The organism is Sporosarcina sp. FA9 (assembly GCF_051550205.1).
Classification (GTDB): domain Bacteria; phylum Bacillota; class Bacilli; order Bacillales_A; family Planococcaceae; genus Sporosarcina.
The window spans coordinates 2237666-2264243 of the sequence record NZ_CP188819.1; the positions used below are offsets into that span (position 1 = coordinate 2237666).

The window sequence follows — 26578 nt, forward strand, 5'->3', positions numbered from 1 at the left end:
TTACACGGTAATCGTTTGAGCAGTCGTCAGCTGCAGTGCACGCTTAATATATTGACCGCTGCCTACTACTCCTACAAATTGTTTATTTTTAATGACGTATTCGCCACGCACAAGTACACTGATAGGCTCTCCCGTCACTTCCCAGCCCTCATATGGGTTATAGTCGACATTCATATGGTGGGTGTTCGCTGAAATTTCACGTTTTGCCGTAGGATCAAAAATTACGATATCCGCATCAGAACCAATAGCAATCGTTCCTTTTTGTGGATATAAGCCGAAAATTTTTGCGGCATTTGTCGAAATCATATCGACGAAGTCATTGATGGATATTCGCCCTTTCACGACACCTTCAGAAAATAAAATGCTGAAACGATCTTCGATAAACGGTCCACCATTTGGAATTTTAGAGAAGTCATTTACCCCTAATTGCTTTTTCCCGCTAAAGCTAAATGAACATTGGTCCGAGCCAATTGTTTGCAGTTGCTTGGCTTTTAATGCATTCCACAAATGCTCTTGATGATATTTTGGACGAAGTGGTGGTGACCAAACATATTTCGCGCCTTCGAAGCCTGGCTGCGCTAACGCTGACTGATCGAGCGTTAGATAAGGTGGACATGTTTCCCCGTACACGTCATAGCCCTTTTCACGCGCAGCGATAATTTCATCTAGTGCTTCTTTACACGTCACATGTACAACATAAAGCTTGGCGCCTGCGATATGCGCTAGTTCAATCGCACGTTTCGTCGCCTCACCCTCAATTTCTGCGGGCCGCGTTAGTGCATGATAAATCGGCTCCGTGTGACCAGCCCGCTTTGCCTCCTCTACTAATTCGTCGATGACTGAACCATTTTCACAGTGCACCATGACAACAGCACCTATGTCTTTTGCTATTTTAAAAGCTTTGAACAGAGTACGGTCTGTCGCCTGAAACTCTTTCGCATAAGCCATAAATACCTTGATAGACGTTATTCCTTCCTCCTCTAGTATCAAAGGTAGCTCGGCTTCTGTTTCAGGCGTTAAATCAGCAATCATTAAATGGAAGCCGTAGTCAATAGCCGAATTGCCCTTAGCTTTTATATGCCACTTTTCCACAGCCGTAGCAAGTTTTTCTTCCCCCGCGGATAAGCAAAAATCTAAAATAGTTGTTGTCCCACCGAATGCAGCCGCGATTGTACCAGACTTCCAGTCATCGTCTGTTACCGTGTTGTTGAACGGCATATCCAAATGCGTATGTGGATCAATTCCCCCAGGCATCACATATTTACCGGTTGCATCTACAATTTCTGCCCCGTCAGTTGATATGTTTCTGCCGATTTGCACGATTTTTCCATTCTCTATTAAAATATCAGCCTCATATAAATCTGAAGCTGTCGCAATCAGTCCACCTGTAATGACTTTTTTCACGTTCCCCTCACCCTTCCATTCATGAATGAACATTTTATTAACTTCTGTTAATATGTTGGTTTATTGGTTTAGTGTGAATTTTTCGCCCATGCTGAGCTTCATTTGTAGTTTCAACACGGTTTCCAATAACACGCCTGCCCCTTTTACACAATCTTCAAATGTCGTTTCTTCCTCCTCGCAATGACTTTTCCCATTGATACTTGGAACAAAAATCATTGCCGAGGGGATTATGCTCGCGATATACTGCGCATCATGACCCGCCCCACTGAACATTCTATTGGAGGAATAACCAAGTTCATGACATGATTTTTCCACTTCATTGCAAATAGTTGCATCAAAAAATACCGTCTCCCGCTCCCAAAGCTTGACCGGGCGTATGTCGCAACCATTTTCCTCTGAAGGTAATCCTGTCAATACTTTCTCTACTTTGCGTATAACCGCTGGATTTTGATGACGCGAATCCATGGTAAACACTACTTCGTTTGGAATGACTGTATGAATATTAGGGGCCACATGCATACGCCCAAATGTGAACACAAGCTCTTCGTCGATTTCGCCCATCTGTTCATGCAAAGACGAAATGATTCGAGACGCCACAATCATCGGATCTTTACGCATCGACATCGGCGTTGTGCCGGCATGATTTGATTCGCCTGTTACGGTAATTTCATAGCACACCATTCCTAAAACACCTTCGACCACTCCAATTTCGCGTTGCTTTGCTTCCAATACCGGTCCTTGTTCAATATGCAACTCGATATAAGCAAGTGCTTCTGTTAAACGATTTCCCTGCTTCCCATCATAGCCACTCGCCTGTAATGCTTCTTGAAAAGAAATTCCATTTTTATCGACGGACTGCAGCATTTTTTCTTTACTGAACTTTGAAGTAATAACACCGGAACTCATCATCGCTGGATCGAAGCGCGCACCTTCTTCATTCGTAAAATTCACAAGCATTAATGGAACCTCAAGCTCAATGTCGTTTTCCTTTAACGTTCGTATCGCCTCTATTGCAGTTAAAATACCTAAGACACCATCAAACCTCCCTCCTTTTTCAACAGAATCTAAATGTGATCCTATTACGATTGGTGGACAACTTTTTTTTCCCGGTAGAGTCGCATAAATATTTGCCATATCATCTACTTGAATATCCATGCCTAACTCTTTGCATATTTCACAAAAATAGTCTCTTGCCAATACATCCTCATTTGAAAGGGACAAACGAGTTACACCTCCATTGGCAGTTGCACCAAATTGACTAAATTGTTCAATTAACCCCTGCAATCTATTACGGTTACATTCATACATATGCTAGTCCTCTCTTTCATAGTTATTAATAAGCGGTTTATTATTAAATCTATAAAGTAGAGTGTATTCGGCATATCCGGATATAATACTAAAAAATGTACAAGCGCATATTTTTGGGAAGTTGTTTGTATAATAAGGGGCTATACGTATTATGCTATTTTTCTAAGGAAGTAGAATAATGGATTTATAGAACTATATAAATGAAGGAGTGTTGAGGTTAGATGACGAATTTAACAAGTCAAAATTGGCAAGTCAAAGATGAGAAATATGTATGGCATTCCATGAAGCCCTACAACCCAAATGCTACGTCAATCATTCAGAAATCGAAAGGCGCTTGGATAACGGATATTGATGGGAAACGTTATTTAGATGCCATGTCTGGTTTATGGTGTGTGAATGTTGGCTACGGGCGAGAGGAAATTGCCAAAGTGGCTTATGAACAATTACTGGAAAATGCCTATACTCCACTATCCGTTGGGCACATCCCTGCCATTCAACTGAGCGAAAAAATCAGCGAATTATTAGGCGATGATTATGTAGTCTTTTACTCCAATAGTGGTTCAGAGGCGAATGAAGCCGCCTTTAAAATCGCACGTCAATACCATCAGCAAAAAGGTCATACAAATCGCACTAAAATTATTTCTCGGTATCGTGCCTACCATGGCAGTACAATGGGGGCATTAGCAGCAACGGGCCAAGCAATGCGCAAATATAAATACGAGCCTTTAGCACCTGGATTCCTTCATGTTGCACCACCAGATGCCTACCGTGCAAACGAAGATCATATTACAGACCCGGCTGCTCTACCATCTGTTCAGGCAATTGATAATGTCATGACATGGGAAATGCCCGAGACAATTGCCGGTGTTATACTTGAGCCTATTATTACTGGTGGCGGTGTGATTATGCCACACGAGGACTATTTGCGTGGGGTAAAAGCAGTTTGTGAAAAGCATGGGGCACTGCTTATTGTCGATGAAGTAATTTGTGGATTCGGACGTACAGGCAAAGCATTTGGCTTCCAAAACTATGGCATTCAGCCGGATATTGTCACAATGGCAAAAGGCTTAACAAGCGCTTATATGCCGTTATCTGCTACAGCTGTGCGTCGCAAAATTTATGAGGCTTTTACTGGGAGCGAGGAGTACGACTTTTTCCGCCACGTCAACACATTCGGTGGTTCTCCGGCGGCTTGTGCGGTTGCGCTTAAAAATATTGAAATCATGGAAAATGAAAATTTATTTGCTCGCTCAGAAGAAATGGGCGCAATTATCCTTGCGGAACTACAAGAACGCTTAAAGGATCATCCAAACGTCGGCAACATCCGCGGGAAAGGGTTACTGATTGGGATTGAATTAGTGAGTGACAAAAACAGCAAAGCTCCACTTGATGGAACTGCTGTCAACAAAGTCATTTCTTTATGTAAAGAACAAGGGTTAATCATTGGGAAAAATGGGGTTACGGTTGCAGGCTTTAACAATACGTTAACACTCGCTCCACCACTCATTATTTCATTGGCAGAAAAAGATTTGATTGTTGAAAAACTTACGCACGCTTTACATGAACTACTTCCAAAAGCATAAAACACAAAGGGGAAATGAATTTATGGTAACGAATACAGAAGTAAAAGAACTAGGGCATTTCATTAATGGTGAAATCGTTGCAGGCACAAGCGGTAAATTCGCAGATGTTTTCAATCCAAGCTTAGGGCAAGTAATTGCAAAGGTCCCTATTGCAACGAAAGAGGAAGTTCAACACGCAATAGCAAAAGCGAAAGCAGCATTTCCAGCATGGCGCGCCCTGTCGGTTGGCAAACGCGTTGAAATTGTTATGAATTTCCGTCAATTGATGACCGAACGTATAGATGAGCTCATAGACATCATTTGTATGGAGAGCGGGAAAACAGTCGAGGATGCGAGGGGTGAAATTACACGCGGTTTAGAATCCGTGGACTTAGCCATCGGTGCTCCTCATCTATTAAAAGGCGATTACTCCGTCAATGTGGGTGGTAATATTAATGCTTATTCTGCAAAAGTACCACTTGGCGTCGTTGCAGCGATTTCCCCATTCAACTTTCCTGTGATGGTGCCACTTGCCATGACAAGTATGGCTGTTGCAGTCGGCAATTCGGTCATTTTAAAGCCGTCCGAGCGAGTGCCCTGCTCAGCATTGTTTTTTTCGAAACTTTGGAAAGAAGCGGGTTTACCAAATGGTGTTTGGACGGTCATCAATGGCGACAAAGATGCGGTCAACGAGCTCTTAGAAAACCCTGCTGTTGAGGCAATTTCGTTTGTCGGATCCACAGCAGTCGCCGAAACTATTTACACAACCGGTTCAAAATACGGCAAGCGCGTTACGGCTTTAGGTGGCGGCAAAAACAATATGATTGTCATGCCAGATGCAGATTTAGAACAGGTCGCAGACGCTTTTTTAGGCGCGGCTTTCGGGGCCGCATCCCAACGCTGTATGGCCATTTCCACAATCATTCCTGTGGGCGAGGAAACAGCGAATAACCTTGTCAAAGTACTGGCAGTTAAAATCGCAAAGTTAAAAGTGGGTCCCTTTACAGATCCAGACGTTGATTTTGGTCCTGTTATCACAAAAGAGTCAAAGGATGCAATCATTGGCTTTATAGACCGTAGCTTGGAAGAAGGCGCTACACTCGTATGCGATGGACGCAACCCAGACATCGCTGGAAATTCCAACGGCTTCTATCTAGGTCCTACCCTCTTAGATAACGTCAAACCTGGTATGGAAATTTATGAGCAAGAGGTATTCGGGCCTGCTCGTAACGTCGTCCGGGTAGATTCGTTAGAGGAAGCTATCAACTTAGTCAATGCACACGAGCTCGGTAACGGTGTCACAATTTTCACGAATAATGGGGCGGCCGCTCGCAAATTTGCAACGGAAATTGACGTCGGCATGGTTGGGATAAACGTGCCAATTCCAATTCCTGTTGGCTATCATAACTTTGCTGGCTGGAAACGCTCTAGATTCGGCGAGGGGCATATGTTCGGCCCAGACCAAGTCCGCTTCTTCACCAAAACCAAAACCATTTCAGAAAAGTGGTTTGAAGAAAACAGCGAATCCGCGTCAACATTTGCTTTTCCGAGTAACAACGACTGATCATTCGCGTTAAATGTATGGCACCTCTGTTCTTTTTGGAACTAAAATGCTCCTCATTAGGTAGACAGATGAAAAAAACTGTTTACCTACGAGGAGTATTTTTTATGGCCTGAAGTAATCATTCTCTAGAAGTGAAAGCCGGATATCAAATATCCTCTTCTGATTAGTCAAAAGAAAAAAGCACCTCCACCTATAATCCATTAGTACAGAAACTCGACTGACCGAGTACTGTAAAATTGAATCATAAACGAAAGTGCTTATTTCTCTGAGTATAACGTTATAAAATTGTACGTCCCAGGCAGGATTCGAACCTGCGACCGATGCCTTAGAAGGGCATTGCTCTATCCAGCTGAGCTACTGAGACATGTTGTTAAACAATCAGATGATCGCTAACGACAAACTTTAGTATAGTTACTTTCAATGCAAATGTCAATGGTATTTTTAAAAATTCTTAAAAGTAATTGAATCTACCACATTATGGTCCATATCTTTAAAGGTTACAGCGGCTGTTTCACCCCATTCAACTACAGCATACGTAGGCTTTCTTCCGCCTCTTGGTTGCATTGTACTACCAGGATTAACAAATAGAACTCCATCAATCATTTCTGTTCCATACAGGTGAGAATGACCAAATAAAACAATATCTGCATTATTTTCTTTTGCAGAATAATAAATTCTAGTTAGTGATTCTTTCACACCATGTTCATGACCATGCACAGTTAGAACTTTTTTATTTCCAACAGTTACTAATGATTGTCTTGGAAAATGATTATCAAAATCACAATTACCTCGAACTTTATGCATCTCGGAAAATACAGGATCCGTAAAAACCAGTTCGCTATCTCCACAATGAAAATACCCATCACCGGGTTGTAGAGAAACAGCTTTCACCGTTTCTTTATCTCCATGCGAATCACTCATAACAATAATTTTCAAAGTTCATCACTCACTTCATTTATTAAAGTTGAAATTTCACCTTGTAGTTTCGAAATGGCTGCACCGCGATGAGAAATTTCATTTTTCTCATCAGGCGTTAACTGTGCCATCGTACGTATCTTTTCTGGTACATAAAAAATCGAATCATAACCAAATCCGTTTTTCCCTTTTCGTTCACGTTGAATTAGACCTTCGCAACTGCCCGAAAAAGTTTTTGTTTCCATATTTGGTCCTGCAATTGCTAGGACACATCGAAAACGGGCCGTACGCTCCTCGCCAGGCACTTCAGACATTTCGACCAACACTTTATCGATATTCTCTTCATCGCCCTTTAAAGGTCCCGCAAAGCGCGCAGAGTAAACTCCTGGTGCACCGTGGAGAGCGTCGATTTCAAGTCCACTGTCATCCGCTATAACAATTTTACCAAGTAGATTAGCTACAGTTTCAGCTTTCAAAATAGCGTTCGCTTCAAATGTATCCCCAGTTTCTTCGACGTCGATTGTTTCTTCTAAATCATTTAACGATAAAACTGATATTCCAAAAGGTTCAAGTAACCTAGAGAAATCATTGACTTTCCCAATATTATTCGTTGCGATTAGCACTTCTTTCATTCAGGTACACTTCCATAAAAGCCTATTAGGTCTGCCATATCACCTAAAGCATTCGTTTGGATTTCAAATAATTCCTTAATACCTTCTTCAGCAAGCGACACCAGGTCAATCATTTCAACTTTTGTAAACGTCGCTTCTTCACCGGATCCTTGTAATTCAACAAATTCCCCCCGACCTGTCATTACAACGTTCATATCGACAGCTGCGGAAGAATCTTCTATATAATCGAGGTCTACGATTAGTTCATCTTCAATTGTCTTGCCAACACTTGTTGCTGCAAGTAATGATGCTACTGGAAATATCCTGAACTGCTTTTCATAGTGAATTTTTGCTATAGCTATTGTCATTGCAACAAAAGCTCCAGTAATGGATGCGGTTCTCGTTCCCCCATCTGCTTGAATTACATCACAGTCGATCCAAATGGTACGTTCCCCAAGAGATTCTAAATCTACAACAGCACGCAATGCACGACCAATAAGACGTTGAATTTCCATAGTTCGTCCGCTGACTTTCCCTTTAGTAGCCTCACGCTGCGTTCTCTGACCTGTAGCGCGTGGCAACATGGAATACTCTGCAGTTATCCATCCTTTTCCGCTCCCTCTCAAAAAATGAGGCACACGGTCCTCTACAGACGCTGTACAGATTACTTTTGTATTGCCGACTGAAATAAGTACAGACCCTTCAGGGTGAATCAAATAATCCGTTTCGATTTTTACTGGTCTTAACTTACTTGACGTTCTTCCATCATGTCTCATATTGGGTACCCTCCACTATTGTAATTCCGCATTCATCTTATCATAACCTAATTCTTATACACAAAAACCCAGAATGTCAACAATCAACATTCTGGGTTAAATCCAATTCAATATACCTGACATCAGGTTCTTTAATATCCAACCAATCCATTACAATGTTTTGAAAACCCTCGATTGAACCTGTTGTATAAAAAATAGGTTCAGTATTATCCGCTGTTAGGTTTCGAACACCCGTAACTAATAACGTTTCTTCAACATCGCGTACTGTTTCTATAGCTGAAGAAATAATTTTCACAGATTTCGAAAGATGTTTTTTGATTTTATCTTCCAAAAGTGGATAATGCGTACAACCTAATATTGCAGCATCAAAATCTAAATCAACAATTGCAGCAAGTGATTTCCTAACCACTTTGTCTGCATTTTCCGACTTGTATTGACCGCTTTCGACAATAAGAACGAACTCTGGACAGGCGAGTGGATAAACAGTGGCTTCAGGGATTAATTTTTTTATCGCAGCATCATACGAACCGCTTTTAATAGTTCCAATTGTTCCAAGAACTGCAATTTTACCCGTTTTAGTAGCATTTACTGCTGCACGTGCACCGGGGTTAATAACGCCAATTATCGGAAAACTAAAAAGTGCTCGAATATCATCTAACGCTACAGCAGTTGCTGTATTGCAAGCAACTACTAGCATTTTAATTCCCATTTGGGAAAGTGCCGTGGCCATTTCAATCGTAAAGGTTCGAACTTCTTCCGCCGAACGCGGCCCATAAGGACAGCGTTTTCGATCGCCGATATATATGATCGATTCATTTGGCAAAATCTTCAACATTTCCTTTACAACTGTTAAACCTCCAACACCTGAATCAATAATACCGATTGCTGCGTCCATTAAAATCCCTCAATCCTTTTTCATCTCTTCATGAAGTTTTGTCAGTAGAGATGAAAAAAGCGTAATCTCTTCTTGATCAAAATCAGATAACACTGTGCTGAGATAATAGCTACGTTTGTCAATTACTTCTTCAATTACACGTTCCCCTTCAACAAGAAGATGGATTCGGACAACCCGGCGATCATGTTCGTCTCGAACTCGTTTCACGAGACTGTTCTTTTCCATACGATCAACAAGATCTGTTGTCGTACTGAATGCAAGAAACATACGATTCGACAAATCTCCAATTGTCATATCACCATGTTCAAATAACCATTGCAATGCAATGAATTGGGGTGGAGTTATTGTGTAATTCTTCAGGATTTTTCGTCCCTTTTGTTTAATAATTGCTGCAATATAGCGAAACTCTTTTTCCATATGTGCGATTTCTTCTGTAGCGTGATTTTCAGGTGTCATCTGTTCTGTCAAGTGAATCAGCTCCTCAAAAAAGCTTACTGTTTCTCTCATTGTCACCCTTTTCTTCAGTTAAGGCAATAGGTTTAACTCAATTTCAATTCACCTAGCCTTAATAACTCAATAATAGCTTGTGCCCTACCCGAAACTCCAAGTTTCTGGATTGTGTTTGAGATGTGATTCCGGACAGTCTTTTCACTAATACCGAGCCGTCCTGCGATATCTTTTGTCGTCTGATCCTCAATGAGTAAATTAAAAATCTGTCTCTCTCTTACTGTCAACAATGACCGGTGTTTTGATTCATCTATCAAGACGCGCCCCTCCTATCACGTTCACTTTAAAATATGTGAAAGGAGTGTAAGCTGTGACGGCTATTTGATAGATTCACCGACAAAAAGCGACTTTTCTTTTTGTGTCCATGCAATTCCTTTTCCCGTATCTTTACTAATTTGTACAATTGACCCGCGTCCTGTAAATACAATCTGGTCTCTAGCGTTCTTTGCCATATAATGAACATCAACAGAAGAATTTCCGATAGAAGCAGCTTTCACATAGATATCGAGTGCCTCATCAAAAAATACTTGTTTCAAATAATCGCACTGTAAATCCGCTACGACTGGAATGGTCTTGCCTGCTGGATCAAGCCAATCGTTCATAAGGCCTATTTGTTTCAAATACTCAATTCTTGCATACTCATAATATGCAAATGTCACCGTATTATTTAAATGACCATACATATCCGTTTCAGAAAATCGTACCGATACTTGAACGGAAAATTTAAATTCCGAAGCCCATGTTGTTAAATCTTTTATGTAACTTGCTCTCATATTATTAACCTCCTAAATAAGATAATGAATCACTGTTCATTATCTTATTGTACCAAACTTATGATAGAAATTGAACAGTGATAGGACTTTATTAAATAAATAGAAAAAATCCTGTCATGGATAACCAAGACAGGATTCGTTCTTTTATTAATTAATCAACCATATGGTCGCTTCCGAAGAAGTTTTTGAACATATGAATATTTGTTGCACGGTTCATTGCTGCAATAGATGTTGTTAATGGAATTCCTTTTGGACATGCAACAACACAGTTCTGTGAGTTACCACATTCAGCAATACCGCCGTCAGTCATAAGAGCATCGAGACGCTCATCTTTATTCATTGCACCTGTTGGATGCGTGTTGAAAAGGCGTACTTGTGATAGAAGTGCTGGACCTATGAAATTCGTCTTATCGTTTACGTTCGGACAAGCATCAAGACAAACACCACAAGTCATACATTTGGAAAGCTCATAAGCCCATTGACGTTTGCGTTCAGGCATACGAGGACCATCACCAAGGTCATACGTACCATCAATAGGAACCCATGCCTTAATTTTTTTGAGTGAATCAAACATAAACTCTCTATCAACGATAAGGTCGCGGACGACTGGAAATGTTTTCATTGGCTCAAGTTTGATTGGCTGTACGAATTGATCAACGAGTGCTGTACACGATTGACGTGGACGACCATTGATAACCATTGAACATGCACCACAAACTTCCTCTAAACAGTTCATATCCCAGCTTATCGGAGTGGATTTTTTTCCATCTGAATTTACTGGGTTACGACGAATTTCCATAAGCGCGGAAATTACGTTCATATTCGGTCTGTAAGGTACTTCAAACTTTTCCCAATATGAAGGAGAATCGGATTTATCTTGACGTAGTACTTCAAATTTCACAGTTTTTGGCTTTGTTGTCTGTTCATGCTCTGGTGCTGCTGTATTTTGATTACTCAATTACTTCAATCTCCTTTCGATGCAGAATAGTCACGTGCACGTGGTGGAATCAGTTCAGCATCAATTTCTTCATAGTGGAAGATTGGTGCGGATTTCCCGTCGAATTTCGCCATTGTCGTTTTCATGAAATTCTCATCATCACGTTTCGGAAATTCTGGTTTATAATGTGCGCCACGGCTTTCATTACGATTAAGAGCGCCTATTGTAATAACACGTGCTAAATATAACATGTTTTTCAATTGACGTGCGAATGTAGCACCTTGGTTAGACCAAAGCTGTGTGTCTGTCATACTAATATTTTCATATCTTTCAAGAAGTTCAAGGATCTTTTCATCCGCTTTTGCCAAACGGTCATTGTGACGAACTACTGTTACGTTTTCAGTCATCAACTCACCAAGTTCACGGTGAAGCACATACGCATTTTCATTTCCGTCCATTTTAAGAGTAGCATCCCATTTTTCTTGCTCTTCTTTAACAGCTGAATCGAAAATTGTCGATGGAAGTTCTATAGCAGTACGCTTTAGACCTTTCATGTACTCGATAGCTTTAGGTCCTGCAACCATCCCACCATAAATTGCTGAAAGAAGTGAGTTCGCACCAAGTCTGTTTGCTCCATGCTGTGAATAATCACATTCTCCTGCTGCAAAAAGGCCTGGAATATTTGTTTGTTGGTCATAATCTACCCAAAGTCCGCCCATTGAATAATGAACAGCTGGGAATATTTTCATAGGAACTTTACGAGGATCATCACCCGTAAACTTCTCATAAATTTCAATAATACCACCGAGTTTAACATCTAATTCATGTGGATCTTTATGTGAGAGATCCAAATAAACCATGTTTTCACCGTTAATCCCTAGTTTTTGATTGACACAGACGTCAAAGATTTCACGTGTTGCAACGTCTCGTGGTACAAGGTTTCCGTATGCAGGATATTTTTCCTCTAGGAAATACCAAGGCTTACCGTCTTTATATGTCCAGATTCGTCCGCCTTCCCCACGTGCAGATTCACTCATGAGACGAAGTTTATCATCTCCTGGAATTGCTGTTGGGTGAATTTGAATGAATTCTCCATTTGCGTAATAACCGCCTTGTTGATAAACAATAGAAGCTGCTGATCCAGTATTAATGACTGAGTTTGTAGATTTTCCGAAAATAATTCCCGGACCACCTGTTGCCATAATTACTGCGTCAGCTTTGAAAGCTTGAATTTCCATTGTATAGAGGTTTTGCGCTTTAATTCCGCGACAAATACCTTCATCATCAAGAATAACCCCAAGAAATTCCCAGTGCTCATATTTTGTAACAAGACCGTCAACTTCATATCTACGAACTTGTTCATCAAGAGCATACAAAAGTTGTTGTCCAGTCGTAGCACCCGCAAAAGCTGTACGGTGATGGAGTGTTCCTCCAAAACGACGGAAGTCAAGTAAACCTTCAGGTGTTCTATTGAACATAACTCCCATACGGTCCATAAGACGAATAATCCCAGGAGCCGCATCCGTCATCGCTTTAACTGGTGGTTGGTTGGCAAGGAAGTCACCGCCATATACTGAGTCATCGAAATGAATAGCAGGTGAATCTCCTTCGCCTTTTGTGTTAACTGCACCGTTAATGCCGCCTTGCGCACATACAGAGTGGGAACGTTTAACCGGAACTATGGAGAACAATTTAACCGGCGTTCCTTCTTCTGCCGCTTTCATTGTAGCCATTAAACCGGCAAGACCGCCGCCAACGACAATCAATCCGCTTTTAGCCATTATTGTTTCACTCCTCAATTTTTAAATATACATTTTAATTACTGATTTAGATAACAAACGCAAAAATTGCTTGCATTCCAATTACTGAAAGGATTAAAAATACACCGATTGTTATGAATGAAACAATTTTTTGTGATCTAGGCGTTTGTGTAATACCCCAAGTAACGAGGAATGACCAAAGTCCGTTTGCTAAATGGAACGTAGCTGCAAGAACACCAACAATATAGAACACCAAAAAGAAAGGACTCGACAAAATATTAGCCATCATATCAAAGTCAACTTCTTGTGCACCAATCGCTTTTTGGAAGCGTGTTTGATAAATATGCCATGCAATGAAAATTACAAGCATTACTCCGGTAATTCTTTGTAGTTTGAACATCCAGTTACGGAATGTGCCATACCGATTGACGTTATTTTTAGCTGTAAAGGCTATGTAGAGACCAAAAACTGCATGTAACAACAATGGAATATAAATAACAAACCATTCTAAGTATAGAACGAAAGGTAAGCTTTCCATGAACTTTGAAGCCGCGTTAAAAGCATCGGGTCCACGTGTCGCAAAATGGTTAATTACCAAGTGCTGTGTCACAAAAAGCCCTATTGGAATAATACCCAATAATGAATGAAGACGACGAATATAAAAATCGGATTCTCTTAACAATTTTTTACCCTCCCTTTTACTGAGTTTATACCAGCGATTGACATCGTTTTGACACGAGAAATCGATTGACGGTACACCTCTTCATGGTACAATATTAGAACATGTCTATTGTACTCCTCCTAATTAAGGAGGTCAAGATGGATATAGAATTTCGGGAGTAATTATTCAAATATAAACATTATTTAAATCCATCAAAATTACTGTTTAGAAGGGTTGCACAATCTATTGGATAACGATACATACGGTACGCCGACTCGATTCGGCTACGAAATTTTACGCGATCATGTATTACCCAGCATACTTGGTCCTCACGAAAGCGATATTCTCTATTGGTCTGGTAAAGAAATCGCTCGAAAGTTCCCTGTTTTTATTATAGATGAGTTACCTTCATTTTTTATTGAAGCAGGATGGGGCTTGCTTACACTTGAAAAGACTACTAAACATGAAGACTTTTACACTTTAAAAGATAACTCTGAGTATATGAACAGTCAAAAAAGAACTTTTGGTCTAGAAGCTGGTTTCATCGCAGAACAATATCAAAAAATTAACGGGGTTCTTACTGAATGTTTTGGTGAGGCAAAAACAAATAAAAAAGATACACATATTCAATTTCATGTAAAATGGGACTTAAAATCAAAAATTTGACATATTAAAAATAAGATACTCACTTAATTGGATTGAGTATCTTATTTTTTTTCCAATAATTCTTGTGCTTTAAAATGTTCTGCAACTGAAACTGCGATTGCAGCCGGTAACCCCGCTTTTTGAAGTTCTTCAATGGACGCTTCCTGAATTGCTTTCACTGTTTTAAAGTATTTCAGTAAATTCTTCTTTCTTTTTGGTCCAACACCCGGCAAACCATCTAAAGCAGAAGTGAATGAATTCGTTCCTCGCCTTTGTCTATGAAACGTTATTGCAAATCGATGCACTTCATCCTGAATACGTTGCAATAAGTAAAATGCCTCACTTGTACTCTTTAAAGGTATTGCTTCAACTGGATTACCATAAAGAAGTTGGGAGGTTTGATGTTTATCGTCTTTAGCAAGTCCAGCAATCGGGATTGATAAACCTAATTCATCTTCAATTACTTCGCGTGCAACTTCCATATGCCCTTTACCCCCATCAATGACTATAAGATCGGGTAGTGGTAAATTCTCGTTCAAGACCCGAATATAACGTCTACGAACTACTTCACGCATTGCTCCGTAGTCATCATGGGCCGCAGCTGTTTTGGTCATATATTTCCGATAATCCTTTCTATTTGGTTTTCCATCCACAAATGACACCATCGCGGAAACTGGATCGGCACCGTACGTATGTGAATTATCGAATGCTTCAATTCGAAGTGGGATTGTAATGTTCATCGCTTCTCCCAAATCTTCACAAGCTCCAATTGTTTTGGATTCTTGACGTTCTATGAGTAAAAACTTTTCATTCAATGATATTTCCGCGTTTTTAATCGATAAATTAACAAGATCTTTCTTTTTACCTCTTTGAGGAATAAACACGTTCACCTCTAAAAGCTGTCGAATAATCTCCGCATCAATTCCACTTGGAAGTAAGATTTCTTGTGGTTTTAAATGTTCAGATTTACTATAGAACTGGCCAATAAATGTTAACAGTACTTCTTCAGGCTCTTGATACAACGGGAAAATGGATACGTCGCGCTCAATAAGCTTTCCCTGTCGAACAAAAAATACTTGTACACACATCCAACCATTTTCAACCGCGTATCCAAAAACATCACGGTCTGTAAAATCATTCATTGTGATCGTTTGTTTCTCCATTATTTTTTCAATATTAATGATTTGATCTCGATATTCTTGTGCACGTTCAAACTCAAGTTCTTCCGAGGCCGCCAACATTTTTACTAACAATTCATTTTTTACATTCTTATATCCACCATTTAAAAACCTCGAAATATTATCAATCATTTCTTTATATGTTTCCTGACTGACGTCATTAACACAAGGCCCGAGACATTGCCCCAAGTGATAATATAAACACACTCGATCAGGCAGTGTATGACATTTTCGATAAGGGTAGATTCTATCTAGTAACTTTTTCGTTTCATTTGCAGCAAAAGAATTCGGATAGGGTCCAAAATATTTGCCCTTGTCTTTTTTGACCTGTCTCGTAATAATTAATTTAGGATGTCGTTCTGCTGTAATTTTCAAATATGGATATGTTTTATCATCTTTTAGCATGATATTGTATTTTGGATCATATTGCTTTATTAGATTTAACTCTAAAATAAGTGCCTCAATATTGGATGAAGTGATAATTGTTTCGAAATCCACAATTTCTCCAACAAGTCGTTGTGTTTTTGCATCATGGGTCCCTGTAAAATAACTTCGGACGCGCTGTTTCAATACTTTTGCTTTTCCTACATATATTATTGTGCCTTGTCGATCTTTCATCATATAACATCCTGAATAGTCAGGTAGTATCGATAATTTCTGTTCAATTAGCTCATTCATCTAATTCACCTGCCAAAAAAACCGGAGTGCCACTAATGCTAGTGCAATCCGGTTCGTTAATAGTATTAAGAGTGTTTTGTAATTAATGATGAAAGTGCTTCTTTTGGTTGGAAGCCAACAACTTTATCTACGATTTCGCCATCTTTGAAAAGTAGTAAAGTTGGAATTGACATAACACCATACTTACTTGCTGTTTCTTGATTGTCATCAACATCGATTTTCACAATGCTTGCTTTACCTTCTATTTCACTGCTCAATTCTTCTAGAACTGGAGCAATCATTTTACAAGGTCCACACCACGGTGCCCAAAAGTCAACTAGGACAACACCTTCTTTAATATTTTCTGCAAAATCCTTATCGGTTGCATTTATAATAGCCATATAAATAATTCCTCCTTTAGTATCTAACTCCCTTTTATTATAACATGCGGCTTTACAACGAGCGAAAAATATGCTTATATACGACTTCCAAAACAACAGTAAAAAACCTCTTACAGTTAGTAAGAGGTTTTTTACTTATTTACCTTGAATTTTTTTAACTTCTTCAATCATCATTGGAATTACTTCAAATAAATCTCCAACAATTCCGTAGTCCGCAACTTTGAAAATGTTTGCTTCAGGATCTTTGTTTATTGCTACGATGATTTTTGAATTGGACATTCCAGCCATATGTTGAATTGCACCGGAAATTCCTACTCCAATGTACAAATCAGGCGTAATTACTTTACCTGTTTGTCCAATTTGTAAAGAATAGTCACAGTAATCCGCATCGCATGCTCCGCGTGATGCTCCAATCGCTCCGCCTAGTAAATTCGCAAGTTCTTGTAATGGTGCAAAGCCTTCTGCACTCTTCACTCCACGACCACCAGCAATAACAACTTTTGCTTCAGACATATCAACTCCCTCAGTCGTTTTACGAACAACTTCGGAAATAATCGTACGCAAGTTTGTAATATCAACCGTAATCGAAGCAATATCACCCGTACGGCTGGAATCTAGTTCAAGTGGTTTAATATTATTTGGACGGATTGTAATGAAAAGTAATCCGTCTTTATTTTTCACTTTTTCAAATGCTTTACCTGAATAGATCGGACGAATGAATACTGCAGCATCATCTTCTCCTTCAATATCCGTTACATCAGAAATTAATCCCGATGAAAGTTTACTAGCAATTTTAGGTGAAAGATCTTTACCAAGTGCTGTATGTCCAAAGACAATTGCATCCGGTTTTTCTTGCTCATAAACTGCCATGAATCCTTGACCAAAACCATCGGATGTATATTGTTTCAAGTGTGGATGCTCAACTGTAATGATACGGTCTGCTCCATACTGAATCATCTCTTCACCAAGTGACTGGACGGAATCGCCAAGTAATACACCGACAACTTCGCCGCCACCAGAAATTTTCTTCGCAGCTGCAATTGCTTCAAATGATACGTTACGTAAAACACCTTCACGTGCTTCACCAAGTACTAATACTTTTTTAGACATTATTGTCCCTCCTAATTACGATATCAATTCTATGTTCAATTATATTAAATTACTTTTGCTTCGTTTTTAAGTAGATCGATAAGCTCTGTTACTTGATCACTAAGATCTCCTGCAAGAACACGGCCAGCAACTTTTGCTGGTGGAAGATAAATTTCAATCGTTTCTGTTTTAGCTGCAACTTCATCCTCGTCAAGATCTAAATCATCAAGTTCGAGTTCTTCAAGTGGCTTTTTACGTGCTTGCATAATACCCGGTAGTGATGGGTAACGCGGCTCGTTAAGTCCTTGTTGTGCAGTAACTAGTAATGGAAGTGACGTTTCAATCATCTCTGAATCGCCCTCCACATCCCGAACGATTTTAACGTTTGTACCATCAATTTCAAGTTTAGTAATTGTAGTTACATAGTTAATGTTTAGTAATTCAGCAACGCGTGGACCTATTTGACCAGAACCACCATCAATTGCTACGTTACCGGCTAAAATTAAATCTGCATCTTTATCTTTCAAATATTCTGCGATAATTTTGGCAGCAGTATATTCATCCATTTCATCTAAATCATCTTCTGTATTTATTAGGACTGCTTTGTTTGCTCCCATTGCTAGGGCAGTACGAAGTTGCTTCTCAGCATCTTCATTACCTAATGTAATGACTGTAACTTCGCCGCCATTTGCGTCACGCACCTGGATTGCTTCTTCAATCGCATATTCGTCATATGGATTAATAATGAATTCTGCACCGTCATCAGCTATTTTACCGCCACTAATAGAAATTCTTTCCTCTGTGTCAAACGTACGCTTTACCAAAACATAAATATTCATGTTGCAAACCCCCTCAGCTTTTTTCATAGTCATTTCTACAACTGTTTCACTTTCACTTTACCGTAATTCTATTTCCCTTTAAATATTGGTGCACGTTTTTCTAAAAATGCTTGTATTCCTTCTGTTGCATCTTCAGAAATAAAAACTTCTCCGAATGAATCAGATTCAGCTTTCACTCCCTTATAATACAACGTATGTTTCGAAAATTGCAACATTTCTAACGCCGCTTTTACAGCTATCGGACTTTTTTTCGCTATTTTTTTCGCAAGTTCCATAGTTTTCTCGAACAGTTCTTCTTCCAAATACGCTTTATTGGCAAGACCAAACTGAACTGCTTCAACTCCGGAAATAGGTTCGCTCGTTAACAGCATTTCAGCTGCCTTAGGCATACCTACATACCGGGGAAGACGTTGTGTTCCACCAAAGCCAGGGATTAAACCAAGTTGTAATTCCGGTAATCCAAGTTTAGCACTATCAGAAACTAGTCGGATATGACATGCCATTGCAAGTTCGAGACCGCCACCCAAAGCTGCTCCGTGAATAGATGCAATTATAGGTTTACTGAAGCACTCGAGTCTTTCAAATACTTCCTGTCCATTTGCAGAAAGCTTTGAAAACTCAACACCCGAGGTAACCGAAGTGAATTCTTTAATATCTGCACCCGCGGAGAAAAACTTCCCTTCCCCATGGATAACAATTACTCGAACCGAATCATCATTTTCCACTTTGCTTAACAGTTCGTCTACTTCTAAAATAAGAGTACGAGAAAGTGCGTTTGCAGGCGGTCTATTAATCGTGACAACAGCGACTGCATCTTCAATAACTACGCTTAAAAACTCCATTATATCCCATCCTTTTCAACCTAAACTACTAAGCTTTCATAGCCTTCATGAGCAGCTTATGAACTTCAGGAGATAGTCTCATTAAATCATACTTTTGATCATTCATCACCCAAGAAGTTATTGTTTCATCAATTGTTCCAAAAACCATTTGTCTAGCAAGTCGGACATCGAGAGATTTATTTAGTTCTCCTTTATCAATACCTTCTTTTAATATATTGTCCAAAAGACCTAGATATTCTTTCAAAACTTCATTTATACGCAGTCGTAATTCTTTATTAGACTGTCTTAACTCTAGTTGTGTAACAATGGCTAAGTTTCGATCCTCATTTAAGACTCGAAAATGATTATCAATCATTTTTAATAGTTTCTGAGATGTATCAATGTCTTTAGTAAGTATGACGCGAAGATTATCAACAAAAATCGCCATTTTTTCTCGAAAAACAGAAATCAATATATCTTCTTTATTTTTAAAATAAAGATATATTGTTCCATCTGCAACATTAGCTTCCTTTGCAATTTTTGAAACTTGTGCTTGATGGTATCCATTTTCAGCAATAACGATAACTGCTGCGTCAATAATTTGTTTGTATTTTGGTTTATCACGTTTCACTTTTGTTTTTCACCCCATAAAAAAAGAAAATATGAATGAGTCATCATTCATATTTTCATATTAATAGTTATAAGTGCTACAGTCAAGCATTAAGTCATGAACTAAGCGATTCCTCGGCTGATTTCTTTTTTTCTTCTTCAATAAGTGTCCGACGCAATATTTTACCCACAGCTGTTTTAGGAAGTTCTGTACGGAATTCATATTGTCTTGGAACTTTAAATGCTGCAAGTCGCGCACGGCAAAAAGTATTAAGTTCTTCTTCTGTTACCTTCGCGCCCTCTTTTAGAACAATAAATACCTTCACAGTCTCACCACGATATGCATCGGGTATACCCGCAGCCACACATTCTTGTATTGCTTCGTGTTCATAAAGAACTTCTTCTATTTCTCTTGGATAAATATTAAAGCCACCAGCAATAATCATATCTTTTTTACGATCCACTACATAGAAATAACCTTGCTCATCCATATATCCCAAGTCACCTGTTAAAAACCAACCATCTCTAAATGTTTCCTCAGTATCTTGTGGCTTATTCCAATAACCTTTCATCACTTGCGGTCCCTTTACAGCTATTTCACCCACTTCACCAAACGCTAACGGTTCTGCTCCGTCAGGACCTAAAATAACAGAATCGGTATCTGGCCATGGGACACCTACGGACCCTTTTTGACGATTGTCTGACCACACAAAATTTGCATGTGTCACTGGGGATGTCTCTGTAAGTCCATAACCTTCAACAAGTTTTCCACCTGTTACTTCTTCAAACTTCTCTTGAATTTCAACTGGCAGCGCAGAAGAGCCACTTATACATGCTTTAATTGAAGACAAATCATATTTCTTAAGATCTGGATGATTTAAAAGACCAATATAAATCGTAGGAGCTCCCGGAAATAGTGTAGGCTTTTGTTTTTGAATCGTTTTTAAAGTAGTAGTTGCATCAAATTTCGGCAATAATACCATCTTATTACCTAACATGACCGTTAGTATTAAAACTGTTGTCATCCCATATACGTGAAAGAAGGGCAATACACCTAGTCCGGTTTCTTCACCTTCTTTACACTTGTATAACCAAGCATTACACATAGTCGTATTTGAAATAAGATTTTTATGTGTCAACATAACACCTTTTGGTGGTCCTGTTGTTCCACCCGTGTATTGCAATATTGCAACATCCTCTTCAAAGTCAAAGTCAAAGTTTATAGCATCCATTTTTGCGGTTTTCATAATCTCCGTAAACAAATGATTAATTCCACGATGTTCAACTTTAACCGTTATACCATGTTCTCTTTTCTGAATAAAAGGATAAACAATGTTTTTCGGGAACGGTAAATAGTCTTTAATTCCCGTAACAATGACGTGTTCTAATTTTGTGTTTTTGACAACTTTCATAACCCTTGGATAGAGTAAATCTAAAGTTATAATTGCTTTAGCACCAGAATCTACCATTTGATATTCTATTTCTCTTTCAGTATATAGAGGATTTGTTTGAACAACAATTGCACCACTATATAGAATACCAAAATAAGCAATTGCATTTTGTGGACAATTTGGCAACATAATGGCCACTCTGTCTCCTTTTACAATTCCAATTGAACGTAGATAATTAGCAAATTTTAAGGAAGATTCATGGAACTCCTTATATGAAACATCCTTACCTAAGAAATGGATTGCAGTTTTATCAGGATATTTCTTACTTGCCCTAGTCAGAAATTCCTGAAGAGGAATCTTTTCATAATCTAGTGTTTTTGGTATTTCTGCTGGATAAAGATCCAACCAGATTTTATTCGTCACTTAATGACCCCTTTCTATTAAGCTTTTAATTCTTTGAATATTCCTATTCTTAATTATAGTATTAAATGGGTACGCTTACAAACACAATCTTTCTTAAAAACAAAAAAAGTACCTATAAAGGCACTTTCTCCAATAATTCACATATGCAATAGTCCTTGATTAGCTAGATGCACCAAAGCTCAACCAATATATTCCGACTAAAACAAATAGAATACAAATAACTATTAAAACTTTAGATAACTTCTCCATCATGAACACTCCTAAGAAATACTAGCACCTATTACGTATGACAAACCAACTGAAATTGTTAATGAAATAAAACCCACCGAACGGTTATCATTGCCAATTTCTTTATCTACTTTGAATTTTGGAGTCAGAAACTCAAATAATATATAAGCAAAAACAAGTAAAGAAAAACCAAATAAGCCCCATAATATCATTTCAGGCAATGTATTATGCCTTTCAATTGAAAACCTAAATATATTACAAACTCCGAAAATTTTACCACCAGTCGCAAGCGCTACAGCTACATTGCCTTTTTGTATTTGTTCCCAATTTTTATATTTTGTAACAAGCTCAAAAAGCACCATCGATACAATGAGGCATAGTACTACGACACTAAAAAATCCAGCAGCTTCAACAAATGAATTGTTCCAAAAAGCAGAGTTGATCATATTAATAGCTCCTTCTGTGTTCGGTCTTTTCTACCTATACGGATACCGTTCCAAAAGGTTTCAAAAGTTATTTTAATTCGACAACAGTTACTCCGTGTCCACCTTCGCCTGCTTCTCCAAAACGGTAGTTTTTTACACGCGAATGATTCTTTAAATACTGTTGAACACCTTGTCGAAGTGCACCCGTTCCTTTGCCGTGAATGATGGATACTTGATGGTAATTTGAAAGGATTGCGTCATCCAGATACTTTTCCGTACGAATGAGTGCGTCTTCATAACGTTCCCCCCGTAAATCAAGCTCTAGTAAAACATTTGAATCCCGACCTTTTACCGAGGTTGAAATATACGTTTTTTTCTCTTTTTCAGGTTTCACATATTGTAGTCCTGACTCTTCAAGTTTCATTTTCAAAATTCCAATTTGAACAACCCACTCCGTTGCTGAAACTTTATCAAGTAGAGTACCACGTTGCCCATAACTAAGCACTTGGACCTCATCACCAACTGTAAGTGGTCGTACACCCGCTTTTTTAGTTTCTACTTTTTTCGGCTTTTCGCCTGGAGCAGCATTTTCAAGTCGTTTTTTAGCATCGATCAGTTCATGTTCTTTTACCGATGCTCCTGCATATAAGCGCATCGCCCTTAAATCGGATAATACAGCTTCAGATTCACTTTTTGCCGCCTCAACAATTTTTCGAGCACGATCCTTCGCTTTTGTTTCCATTACTTCTTTTTTAGCATCAAATTCATTTAGTCTTTCCTGAAGTTCTTTTTTCAATTGTTCTGTCTCAAGCAATACATTATGTGTCTCTTCTGCATCTTTTTCAGACTGAACACGGCTTTCTTCAAGAGAAGCAATCATCGATTCTACTTCGCCTCGATCAGTGCCTGTAAACGTTTTGGCACGATCTATAATATTGTCCGCTAATCCAAGTCGTTTCGAAATTTCAAATGCGTTACTTCTTCCGGGAACGCCGATTAGAAGACGGTATGTTGGACTAAGTGTATCTATATTGAATTCAACGCTCGCATTCGCTATACCCGGTCGATTAAAGCCATATGCTTTTAGTTCAGGATAATGTGTAGTTGCTAGAACTCTCGCACCACTTCCATGTATTTCATCTAAAATTGAAATAGCGAGGGCCGCACCTTCTTGAGGATCCGTTCCCGAGCCAAGTTCATCTAGTATAATAAGCGACTTTTCATCGTATTTTTTTAGTATATCAACAATATTTACCATTCGAGATGAAAATGTACTGAGGCTTTGCTCAATTGATTGTTCATCCCCAATATCCGCATATATAGACTCAAAGACAGCGATTTCCGAACCATCCAACGCAGGTATTGGTAGTCCGGATTGAGCCATTAAAACTGACAAACCAACTGTTTTAAGTGTAACCGTCTTTCCACCTGTATTTGGACCTGTAATAACAATTGTGGTAATGTCTTTTCCAAATTCAATATTGTTTGAGACGACTTCATCAACAGGAATAAGTGGATGTCTTGCTTGTGAAAGACGAATGTATCCTTCATTATTTACGATAGGCTTTGTATATTTATTTAAAGTACCATACTTTGCTTTTGCTAAAATGATATCGATTTCCGATAATACAGTAACGAGTGTAAATAGATCATGAGCAACCTCTTGCACTTTTCCAGATAACTCCATTAGAATTTTCTGCACTTCTTCCGACTCTTTTAATTTCAAATTTCTAATTTCATTGTTGGCCTGGACGACTCCATCAGGTTCAATAAATACCGTTTGTCCTGAAGAAGACATGTCATGTATCACTCCACCATAATGGGACCGATATTCAGATTTCACCGGAATTACAAATCGATCATTTCGAATCGTAACAATCGCATCCGACAACATCAATGCTGCATTTTTTCCTTTCGTGTAGCTTTCAAGTCGTTCTCTTACACGGGATTCTTGAATTCGTAACGCTTGTCGAATTGAACGAAGTGCTCCAGATGCACTATCGACAACATGACCGTTATCATCGATTGCTGCGTTTATTTCGTGTTCCAAACCAGTCAATATTGGAATCAAATCTTTTTTTGCTTCAAAATGTGGAATTTCAATGTCTTCATCTGAAATAATAGCTTCGAAGAATTGTCTTAAAATCCGACTTGCTCGAATCGTGTTCGCCGTTTCCATGAGCTCATATGCGCTTAAAACGCCACCCATTTGTGCTCTTTTAGCATGTGGGCGAATATCATTTATTCCACCCATTGGAACGTTGCCTCGCAGCCTGAGAATAGACATCCCCTCATCGGTTTCTTCGAGCAGTCGAACTACTTCTGAAAAGTCACTTACAGGTACCAACTTATCTATAAATGAACGTCCTGCAGACGATGTACAATGTTTTGCTACTAGATCACGGATTTTATCAAACTCAAGTGTTTTTAAGACACGGGTTTCCATTGTCTAACACTACCTTTCATTTTCCCACAATTTCGCGGATGAATTTATCAAGTGACCATGTATTTACGACCGTTTCTTTTTTCAGCCAAGCTTTCTGACTGTATTTTACACCAGTGTCCATAAATCTCATTTGTTCTATTGCATGAGCGTCTGTATTAATGGCAATCGAAACACCGGCTTGTTGTGCCAGAACCAAATATTCCGTCGCTAAATCTAAGCGATACGGATTTGCATTCAATTCAAGTATTTTACCATATTCCTTTGCCCAACCGATTAGTTTAGGAATATCAACTTTATATCCTTCACGTTTACCAATAATACGCCCAGTTGGATGAGCGATCATATGCACATGTGGATTTTTCATAGCAGTATGCAATCGTTCCATAATTTCATCTTCGGTTTGTGTAAAGCTAGAGTGGATAGACGCAATCACAAAATCTAATTCCGATAGTAATTCATCATCAAAATCAAGCGACCCATCCGGTAAAATATCCATCTCCGTACCACAGAAAATTTCTATGTCACTAAATTCCTCATTCAATTCTCGGATTTCCGTCATTTGTTCCCGAAGACGCTCAGGTGTTAATCCATTCGCCACTTTTAAATAATGGGAATGATCCGTAATGACAATATGAGAATATCCTTTTGAGCGACCTGCTTCAACCATTTCACGAATCGAATGGGCCCCGTCTGACCAAGTAGAGTGCATATGCAGGTCTGATCTAATATCTTCCAGTGTAACAAGTGTTGATATTTCTTCGGCACGGTCAATTTCTACACCGTTTCGTCGAATTGCGGGCGGAATAAAAGGCAAGTTGAAATGGGCAAAGAATTGTTCCTCAGATTCGAATGTGGTTACAGAACCATCCTCGTTTTCAACACCATATTCACTTATCTTCATCCCTCGGTCTTTTGCAATTTGACGCATACGAATATTATGATCTTTTGAACCAGTAAAATGGTGAATGGCTGATGCAAATTGTTCTGCTTTTACAAAACGAAAATCTGCATCCATTGGATCGTCTAAATCGAGGGTTACGGACAGTTTTGAATCACCTGCTGCAATTGTGGAGATGATTGGTAATGTTGCAAGCAGTTTTTCCCGCACAATACCTGGTTCATCAGTAACAACGATAAAATCAACGTCACTGCTTTCCTCTTCCGTTCGACGATAACTTCCCGCAACTGAAAAATGTTTGATTTCCCCAATTTCCCGAAGATTTTCCTCAACAAGTAAAACGACATCTTCCATTTGCCAAATTGGGAATTTTCCTTCTCTGGTTCCCAATATTTCAAGTTCAGCTAATATGTTTTCCTCGGTCTTTTTTCCAAAACCAGGAACTTTACTAACTTCACCGTTAGAACATGCTTCCCGAAGCGATTCGATTGAATCTATCCCGATTGCCTCATGAAGTTTCGCAATTCGCTTGCCACCAAGGCCGGGTATTTTCAACATCGGAACAAGTCCTTTTGGAACAACCTCTTCCAACTCACGAAGAAGATCCGATTCCCCTTTATCCATTAAGTCAGTTATGACAGCACCCGTCCCTTTTCCAATTCCTTTTAGCTTTAAAATATCATCCATTTCAGATAAGCTGCGCGGGTCGAGCTCAAGAACATTCGCCGCTTTTCTAAAAGCACCTACTTTAAAATGATTCTCGCCAAGTAGTTCCATATATAAAGCGATTTTTTCAAATGTACGAATAATCGTTTTTTTGTTCATAATAGACCCTCCAATTTTAAAAGCCCCCCT

The 26578-nt window shown here is 39.0% G+C and carries 25 protein-coding genes and 1 tRNA gene; 3 read left to right on the top strand and 23 right to left on the bottom strand.

Features of this window, described 5'->3' with window-relative positions; translation table 11 throughout:
- Complete coding sequence (hydA, locus tag ACP8HH_RS11175; RefSeq protein ID WP_438311277.1) at positions 1-1404, bottom strand: dihydropyrimidinase; 1404 nt, start codon at positions 1402-1404, stop codon at positions 1-3.
- A 60-nt stretch (positions 1405-1464) separates the two neighbouring features.
- Positions 1465-2712 carry a Zn-dependent hydrolase gene (locus ACP8HH_RS11180; protein ID WP_438311280.1) on the bottom strand — a complete coding sequence of 416 codons (1248 nt, stop codon included), beginning with the start codon at positions 2710-2712 and terminating at the stop codon, positions 1465-1467.
- Between the two features lie 221 nt (positions 2713-2933).
- On the opposite strand from ACP8HH_RS11180, the gene ACP8HH_RS11185 reads away from it, so the two are divergent.
- Positions 2934-4295, top strand: coding sequence for an aspartate aminotransferase family protein (locus tag ACP8HH_RS11185; protein ID WP_438311283.1), 1362 nt, complete (start codon positions 2934-2936; stop codon positions 4293-4295).
- 22 nt (positions 4296-4317) lie between these two features.
- Positions 4318-5838, top strand: a complete 1521-nt coding sequence (locus ACP8HH_RS11190) for a CoA-acylating methylmalonate-semialdehyde dehydrogenase (protein ID WP_438311285.1) — start codon at positions 4318-4320, stop codon at positions 5836-5838.
- Between the two features lie 290 nt (positions 5839-6128).
- Here the strand turns inward: ACP8HH_RS11190 and ACP8HH_RS11195 are convergent.
- The 11 genes from ACP8HH_RS11195 to ACP8HH_RS11245 all read right to left on the bottom strand — a co-directional run bounded on the left by ACP8HH_RS11195 (position 6129) and on the right by ACP8HH_RS11245 (position 13694).
- Positions 6129-6202: transfer RNA gene (locus ACP8HH_RS11195), tRNA-Arg, on the bottom strand.
- Positions 6203-6279: 77 nt separating this feature from the next.
- Entirely contained in the window at positions 6280-6774 is a 495-nt protein-coding gene (locus ACP8HH_RS11200; protein WP_438311287.1) for a metallophosphoesterase, read from the bottom strand.
- Complete coding sequence (locus tag ACP8HH_RS11205; protein ID WP_438311289.1) at positions 6771-7385, bottom strand: XTP/dITP diphosphatase; 615 nt, start codon at positions 7383-7385, stop codon at positions 6771-6773. Before ACP8HH_RS11205 ends, ACP8HH_RS11200 begins: the two co-directional genes overlap by 4 nt.
- Positions 7382-8140: a ribonuclease PH gene (gene rph, locus ACP8HH_RS11210; RefSeq protein WP_438311291.1), complete on the bottom strand. Its 759-nt coding sequence runs from the start codon at positions 8138-8140 to the stop codon at positions 7382-7384. The genes ACP8HH_RS11205 and rph overlap by 4 nt, the downstream gene beginning before the upstream one ends.
- Positions 8141-8216: 76 nt before the next feature.
- Positions 8217-9035 (bottom strand): glutamate racemase, encoded by an 819-nt coding sequence (racE, locus tag ACP8HH_RS11215; RefSeq protein WP_438311293.1) that lies wholly within the window; start codon positions 9033-9035, stop codon positions 8217-8219.
- 9 nt (positions 9036-9044) lie between these two features.
- On the bottom strand, positions 9045-9491 hold the full coding sequence (locus ACP8HH_RS11220) for a MarR family winged helix-turn-helix transcriptional regulator (RefSeq protein WP_438319134.1): 447 nt from the start codon (positions 9489-9491) through the stop codon (positions 9045-9047).
- Between the two features lie 83 nt (positions 9492-9574).
- Positions 9575-9796 (bottom strand): helix-turn-helix domain-containing protein, encoded by a 222-nt coding sequence (locus ACP8HH_RS11225; RefSeq protein WP_417766395.1) that lies wholly within the window; start codon positions 9794-9796, stop codon positions 9575-9577.
- A gap of 63 nt (positions 9797-9859) precedes the next feature.
- Positions 9860-10315, bottom strand: a complete 456-nt coding sequence (locus ACP8HH_RS11230; RefSeq protein WP_438311295.1) for an acyl-CoA thioesterase — start codon at positions 10313-10315, stop codon at positions 9860-9862.
- Positions 10316-10466: 151 nt separating this feature from the next.
- Entirely contained in the window at positions 10467-11273 is an 807-nt protein-coding gene (gene sdhB / locus ACP8HH_RS11235) for a succinate dehydrogenase iron-sulfur subunit (RefSeq protein ID WP_438311297.1), read from the bottom strand.
- A 5-nt stretch (positions 11274-11278) separates the two neighbouring features.
- Positions 11279-13033 (bottom strand): succinate dehydrogenase flavoprotein subunit, encoded by a 1755-nt coding sequence (sdhA, locus tag ACP8HH_RS11240; RefSeq protein WP_438311299.1) that lies wholly within the window; start codon positions 13031-13033, stop codon positions 11279-11281.
- A 46-nt stretch (positions 13034-13079) separates the two neighbouring features.
- Positions 13080-13694, bottom strand: coding sequence for a succinate dehydrogenase cytochrome b558 subunit (locus tag ACP8HH_RS11245; protein ID WP_438311301.1), 615 nt, complete (start codon positions 13692-13694; stop codon positions 13080-13082).
- A 225-nt stretch (positions 13695-13919) separates the two neighbouring features.
- Here ACP8HH_RS11245 and ACP8HH_RS11250 point away from each other — a divergent pair, with 225 nt between their 5' ends.
- Positions 13920-14339, top strand: a complete 420-nt coding sequence (locus ACP8HH_RS11250; RefSeq protein ID WP_438311302.1) for a DUF2507 domain-containing protein — start codon at positions 13920-13922, stop codon at positions 14337-14339.
- Between the two features lie 41 nt (positions 14340-14380).
- On the opposite strand, the gene uvrC is transcribed toward ACP8HH_RS11250, so the two are convergent.
- The 10 genes from uvrC to polX form a co-directional block, all read right to left on the bottom strand.
- Positions 14381-16174, bottom strand: coding sequence for an excinuclease ABC subunit UvrC (gene uvrC, locus ACP8HH_RS11255; RefSeq protein ID WP_438311304.1), 1794 nt, complete (start codon positions 16172-16174; stop codon positions 14381-14383).
- A 65-nt stretch (positions 16175-16239) separates the two neighbouring features.
- On the bottom strand, positions 16240-16554 hold the full coding sequence (trxA, locus tag ACP8HH_RS11260) for a thioredoxin (RefSeq protein WP_438311306.1): 315 nt from the start codon (positions 16552-16554) through the stop codon (positions 16240-16242).
- Between the two features lie 135 nt (positions 16555-16689).
- Positions 16690-17664 (bottom strand): electron transfer flavoprotein subunit alpha/FixB family protein, encoded by a 975-nt coding sequence (locus tag ACP8HH_RS11265; protein ID WP_438311309.1) that lies wholly within the window; start codon positions 17662-17664, stop codon positions 16690-16692.
- Positions 17665-17708: 44 nt separating this feature from the next.
- On the bottom strand, positions 17709-18482 hold the full coding sequence (locus ACP8HH_RS11270) for an electron transfer flavoprotein subunit beta/FixA family protein (protein ID WP_438311311.1): 774 nt from the start codon (positions 18480-18482) through the stop codon (positions 17709-17711).
- Positions 18483-18550: 68 nt separating this feature from the next.
- On the bottom strand, positions 18551-19324 hold the full coding sequence (locus ACP8HH_RS11275; RefSeq protein WP_438311314.1) for an enoyl-CoA hydratase: 774 nt from the start codon (positions 19322-19324) through the stop codon (positions 18551-18553).
- A gap of 28 nt (positions 19325-19352) precedes the next feature.
- Complete coding sequence (locus ACP8HH_RS11280; protein WP_438311315.1) at positions 19353-19934, bottom strand: TetR/AcrR family transcriptional regulator; 582 nt, start codon at positions 19932-19934, stop codon at positions 19353-19355.
- A 94-nt stretch (positions 19935-20028) separates the two neighbouring features.
- Positions 20029-21726, bottom strand: coding sequence for a long-chain-fatty-acid--CoA ligase (locus ACP8HH_RS11285; protein ID WP_438311317.1), 1698 nt, complete (start codon positions 21724-21726; stop codon positions 20029-20031).
- A gap of 260 nt (positions 21727-21986) precedes the next feature.
- Positions 21987-22400, bottom strand: coding sequence for a DUF350 domain-containing protein (locus ACP8HH_RS11290; protein ID WP_438311319.1), 414 nt, complete (start codon positions 22398-22400; stop codon positions 21987-21989).
- Positions 22401-22467: 67 nt separating this feature from the next.
- Positions 22468-24825: an endonuclease MutS2 gene (locus tag ACP8HH_RS11295; RefSeq protein ID WP_438311321.1), complete on the bottom strand. Its 2358-nt coding sequence runs from the start codon at positions 24823-24825 to the stop codon at positions 22468-22470.
- 16 nt (positions 24826-24841) lie between these two features.
- Positions 24842-26548: a DNA polymerase/3'-5' exonuclease PolX gene (polX, locus tag ACP8HH_RS11300; protein WP_438311323.1), complete on the bottom strand. Its 1707-nt coding sequence runs from the start codon at positions 26546-26548 to the stop codon at positions 24842-24844.
- Positions 26549-26578: the final 30 nt, after the last annotated feature.

What these genes read in the sequence shown, in the direction of transcription:
- ACP8HH_RS11180 (WP_438311280.1), bottom strand. Translation starts at nt 2,712, where the DNA reads ATGTATGAATGTAACCGTAATAGATTGCAGGGGTTAATTGAACAATTT.
- ACP8HH_RS11185 (WP_438311283.1), top strand. Translation starts at nt 2,934, where the DNA reads ATGACGAATTTAACAAGTCAAAATTGGCAAGTCAAAGATGAGAAATAT.
- ACP8HH_RS11190 (WP_438311285.1), top strand. Translation starts at nt 4,318, where the DNA reads ATGGTAACGAATACAGAAGTAAAAGAACTAGGGCATTTCATTAATGGT.
- ACP8HH_RS11205 (WP_438311289.1), bottom strand. Translation starts at nt 7,385, where the DNA reads ATGAAAGAAGTGCTAATCGCAACGAATAATATTGGGAAAGTCAATGAT.
- rph (WP_438311291.1), bottom strand. Translation starts at nt 8,140, where the DNA reads ATGAGACATGATGGAAGAACGTCAAGTAAGTTAAGACCAGTAAAAATC.
- racE (WP_438311293.1), bottom strand. Translation starts at nt 9,035, where the DNA reads ATGGACGCAGCAATCGGTATTATTGATTCAGGTGTTGGAGGTTTAACA.
- ACP8HH_RS11220 (WP_438319134.1), bottom strand. Translation starts at nt 9,491, where the DNA reads ATGACACCTGAAAATCACGCTACAGAAGAAATCGCACATATGGAAAAA.
- ACP8HH_RS11230 (WP_438311295.1), bottom strand. Translation starts at nt 10,315, where the DNA reads ATGAGAGCAAGTTACATAAAAGATTTAACAACATGGGCTTCGGAATTT.
- sdhA (WP_438311299.1), bottom strand. Translation starts at nt 13,033, where the DNA reads ATGGCTAAAAGCGGATTGATTGTCGTTGGCGGCGGTCTTGCCGGTTTA.
- uvrC (WP_438311304.1), bottom strand. Translation starts at nt 16,174, where the DNA reads ATGAATGAGCTAATTGAACAGAAATTATCGATACTACCTGACTATTCA.
- trxA (WP_438311306.1), bottom strand. Translation starts at nt 16,554, where the DNA reads ATGGCTATTATAAATGCAACCGATAAGGATTTTGCAGAAAATATTAAA.
- ACP8HH_RS11265 (WP_438311309.1), bottom strand. Translation starts at nt 17,664, where the DNA reads ATGTCTAAAAAAGTATTAGTACTTGGTGAAGCACGTGAAGGTGTTTTA.
- ACP8HH_RS11270 (WP_438311311.1), bottom strand. Translation starts at nt 18,482, where the DNA reads ATGAATATTTATGTTTTGGTAAAGCGTACGTTTGACACAGAGGAAAGA.
- ACP8HH_RS11275 (WP_438311314.1), bottom strand. Translation starts at nt 19,324, where the DNA reads ATGGAGTTTTTAAGCGTAGTTATTGAAGATGCAGTCGCTGTTGTCACG.
- ACP8HH_RS11290 (WP_438311319.1), bottom strand. Translation starts at nt 22,400, where the DNA reads ATGATCAACTCTGCTTTTTGGAACAATTCATTTGTTGAAGCTGCTGGA.
- ACP8HH_RS11295 (WP_438311321.1), bottom strand. Translation starts at nt 24,825, where the DNA reads ATGGAAACCCGTGTCTTAAAAACACTTGAGTTTGATAAAATCCGTGAT.
- polX (WP_438311323.1), bottom strand. Translation starts at nt 26,548, where the DNA reads ATGAACAAAAAAACGATTATTCGTACATTTGAAAAAATCGCTTTATAT.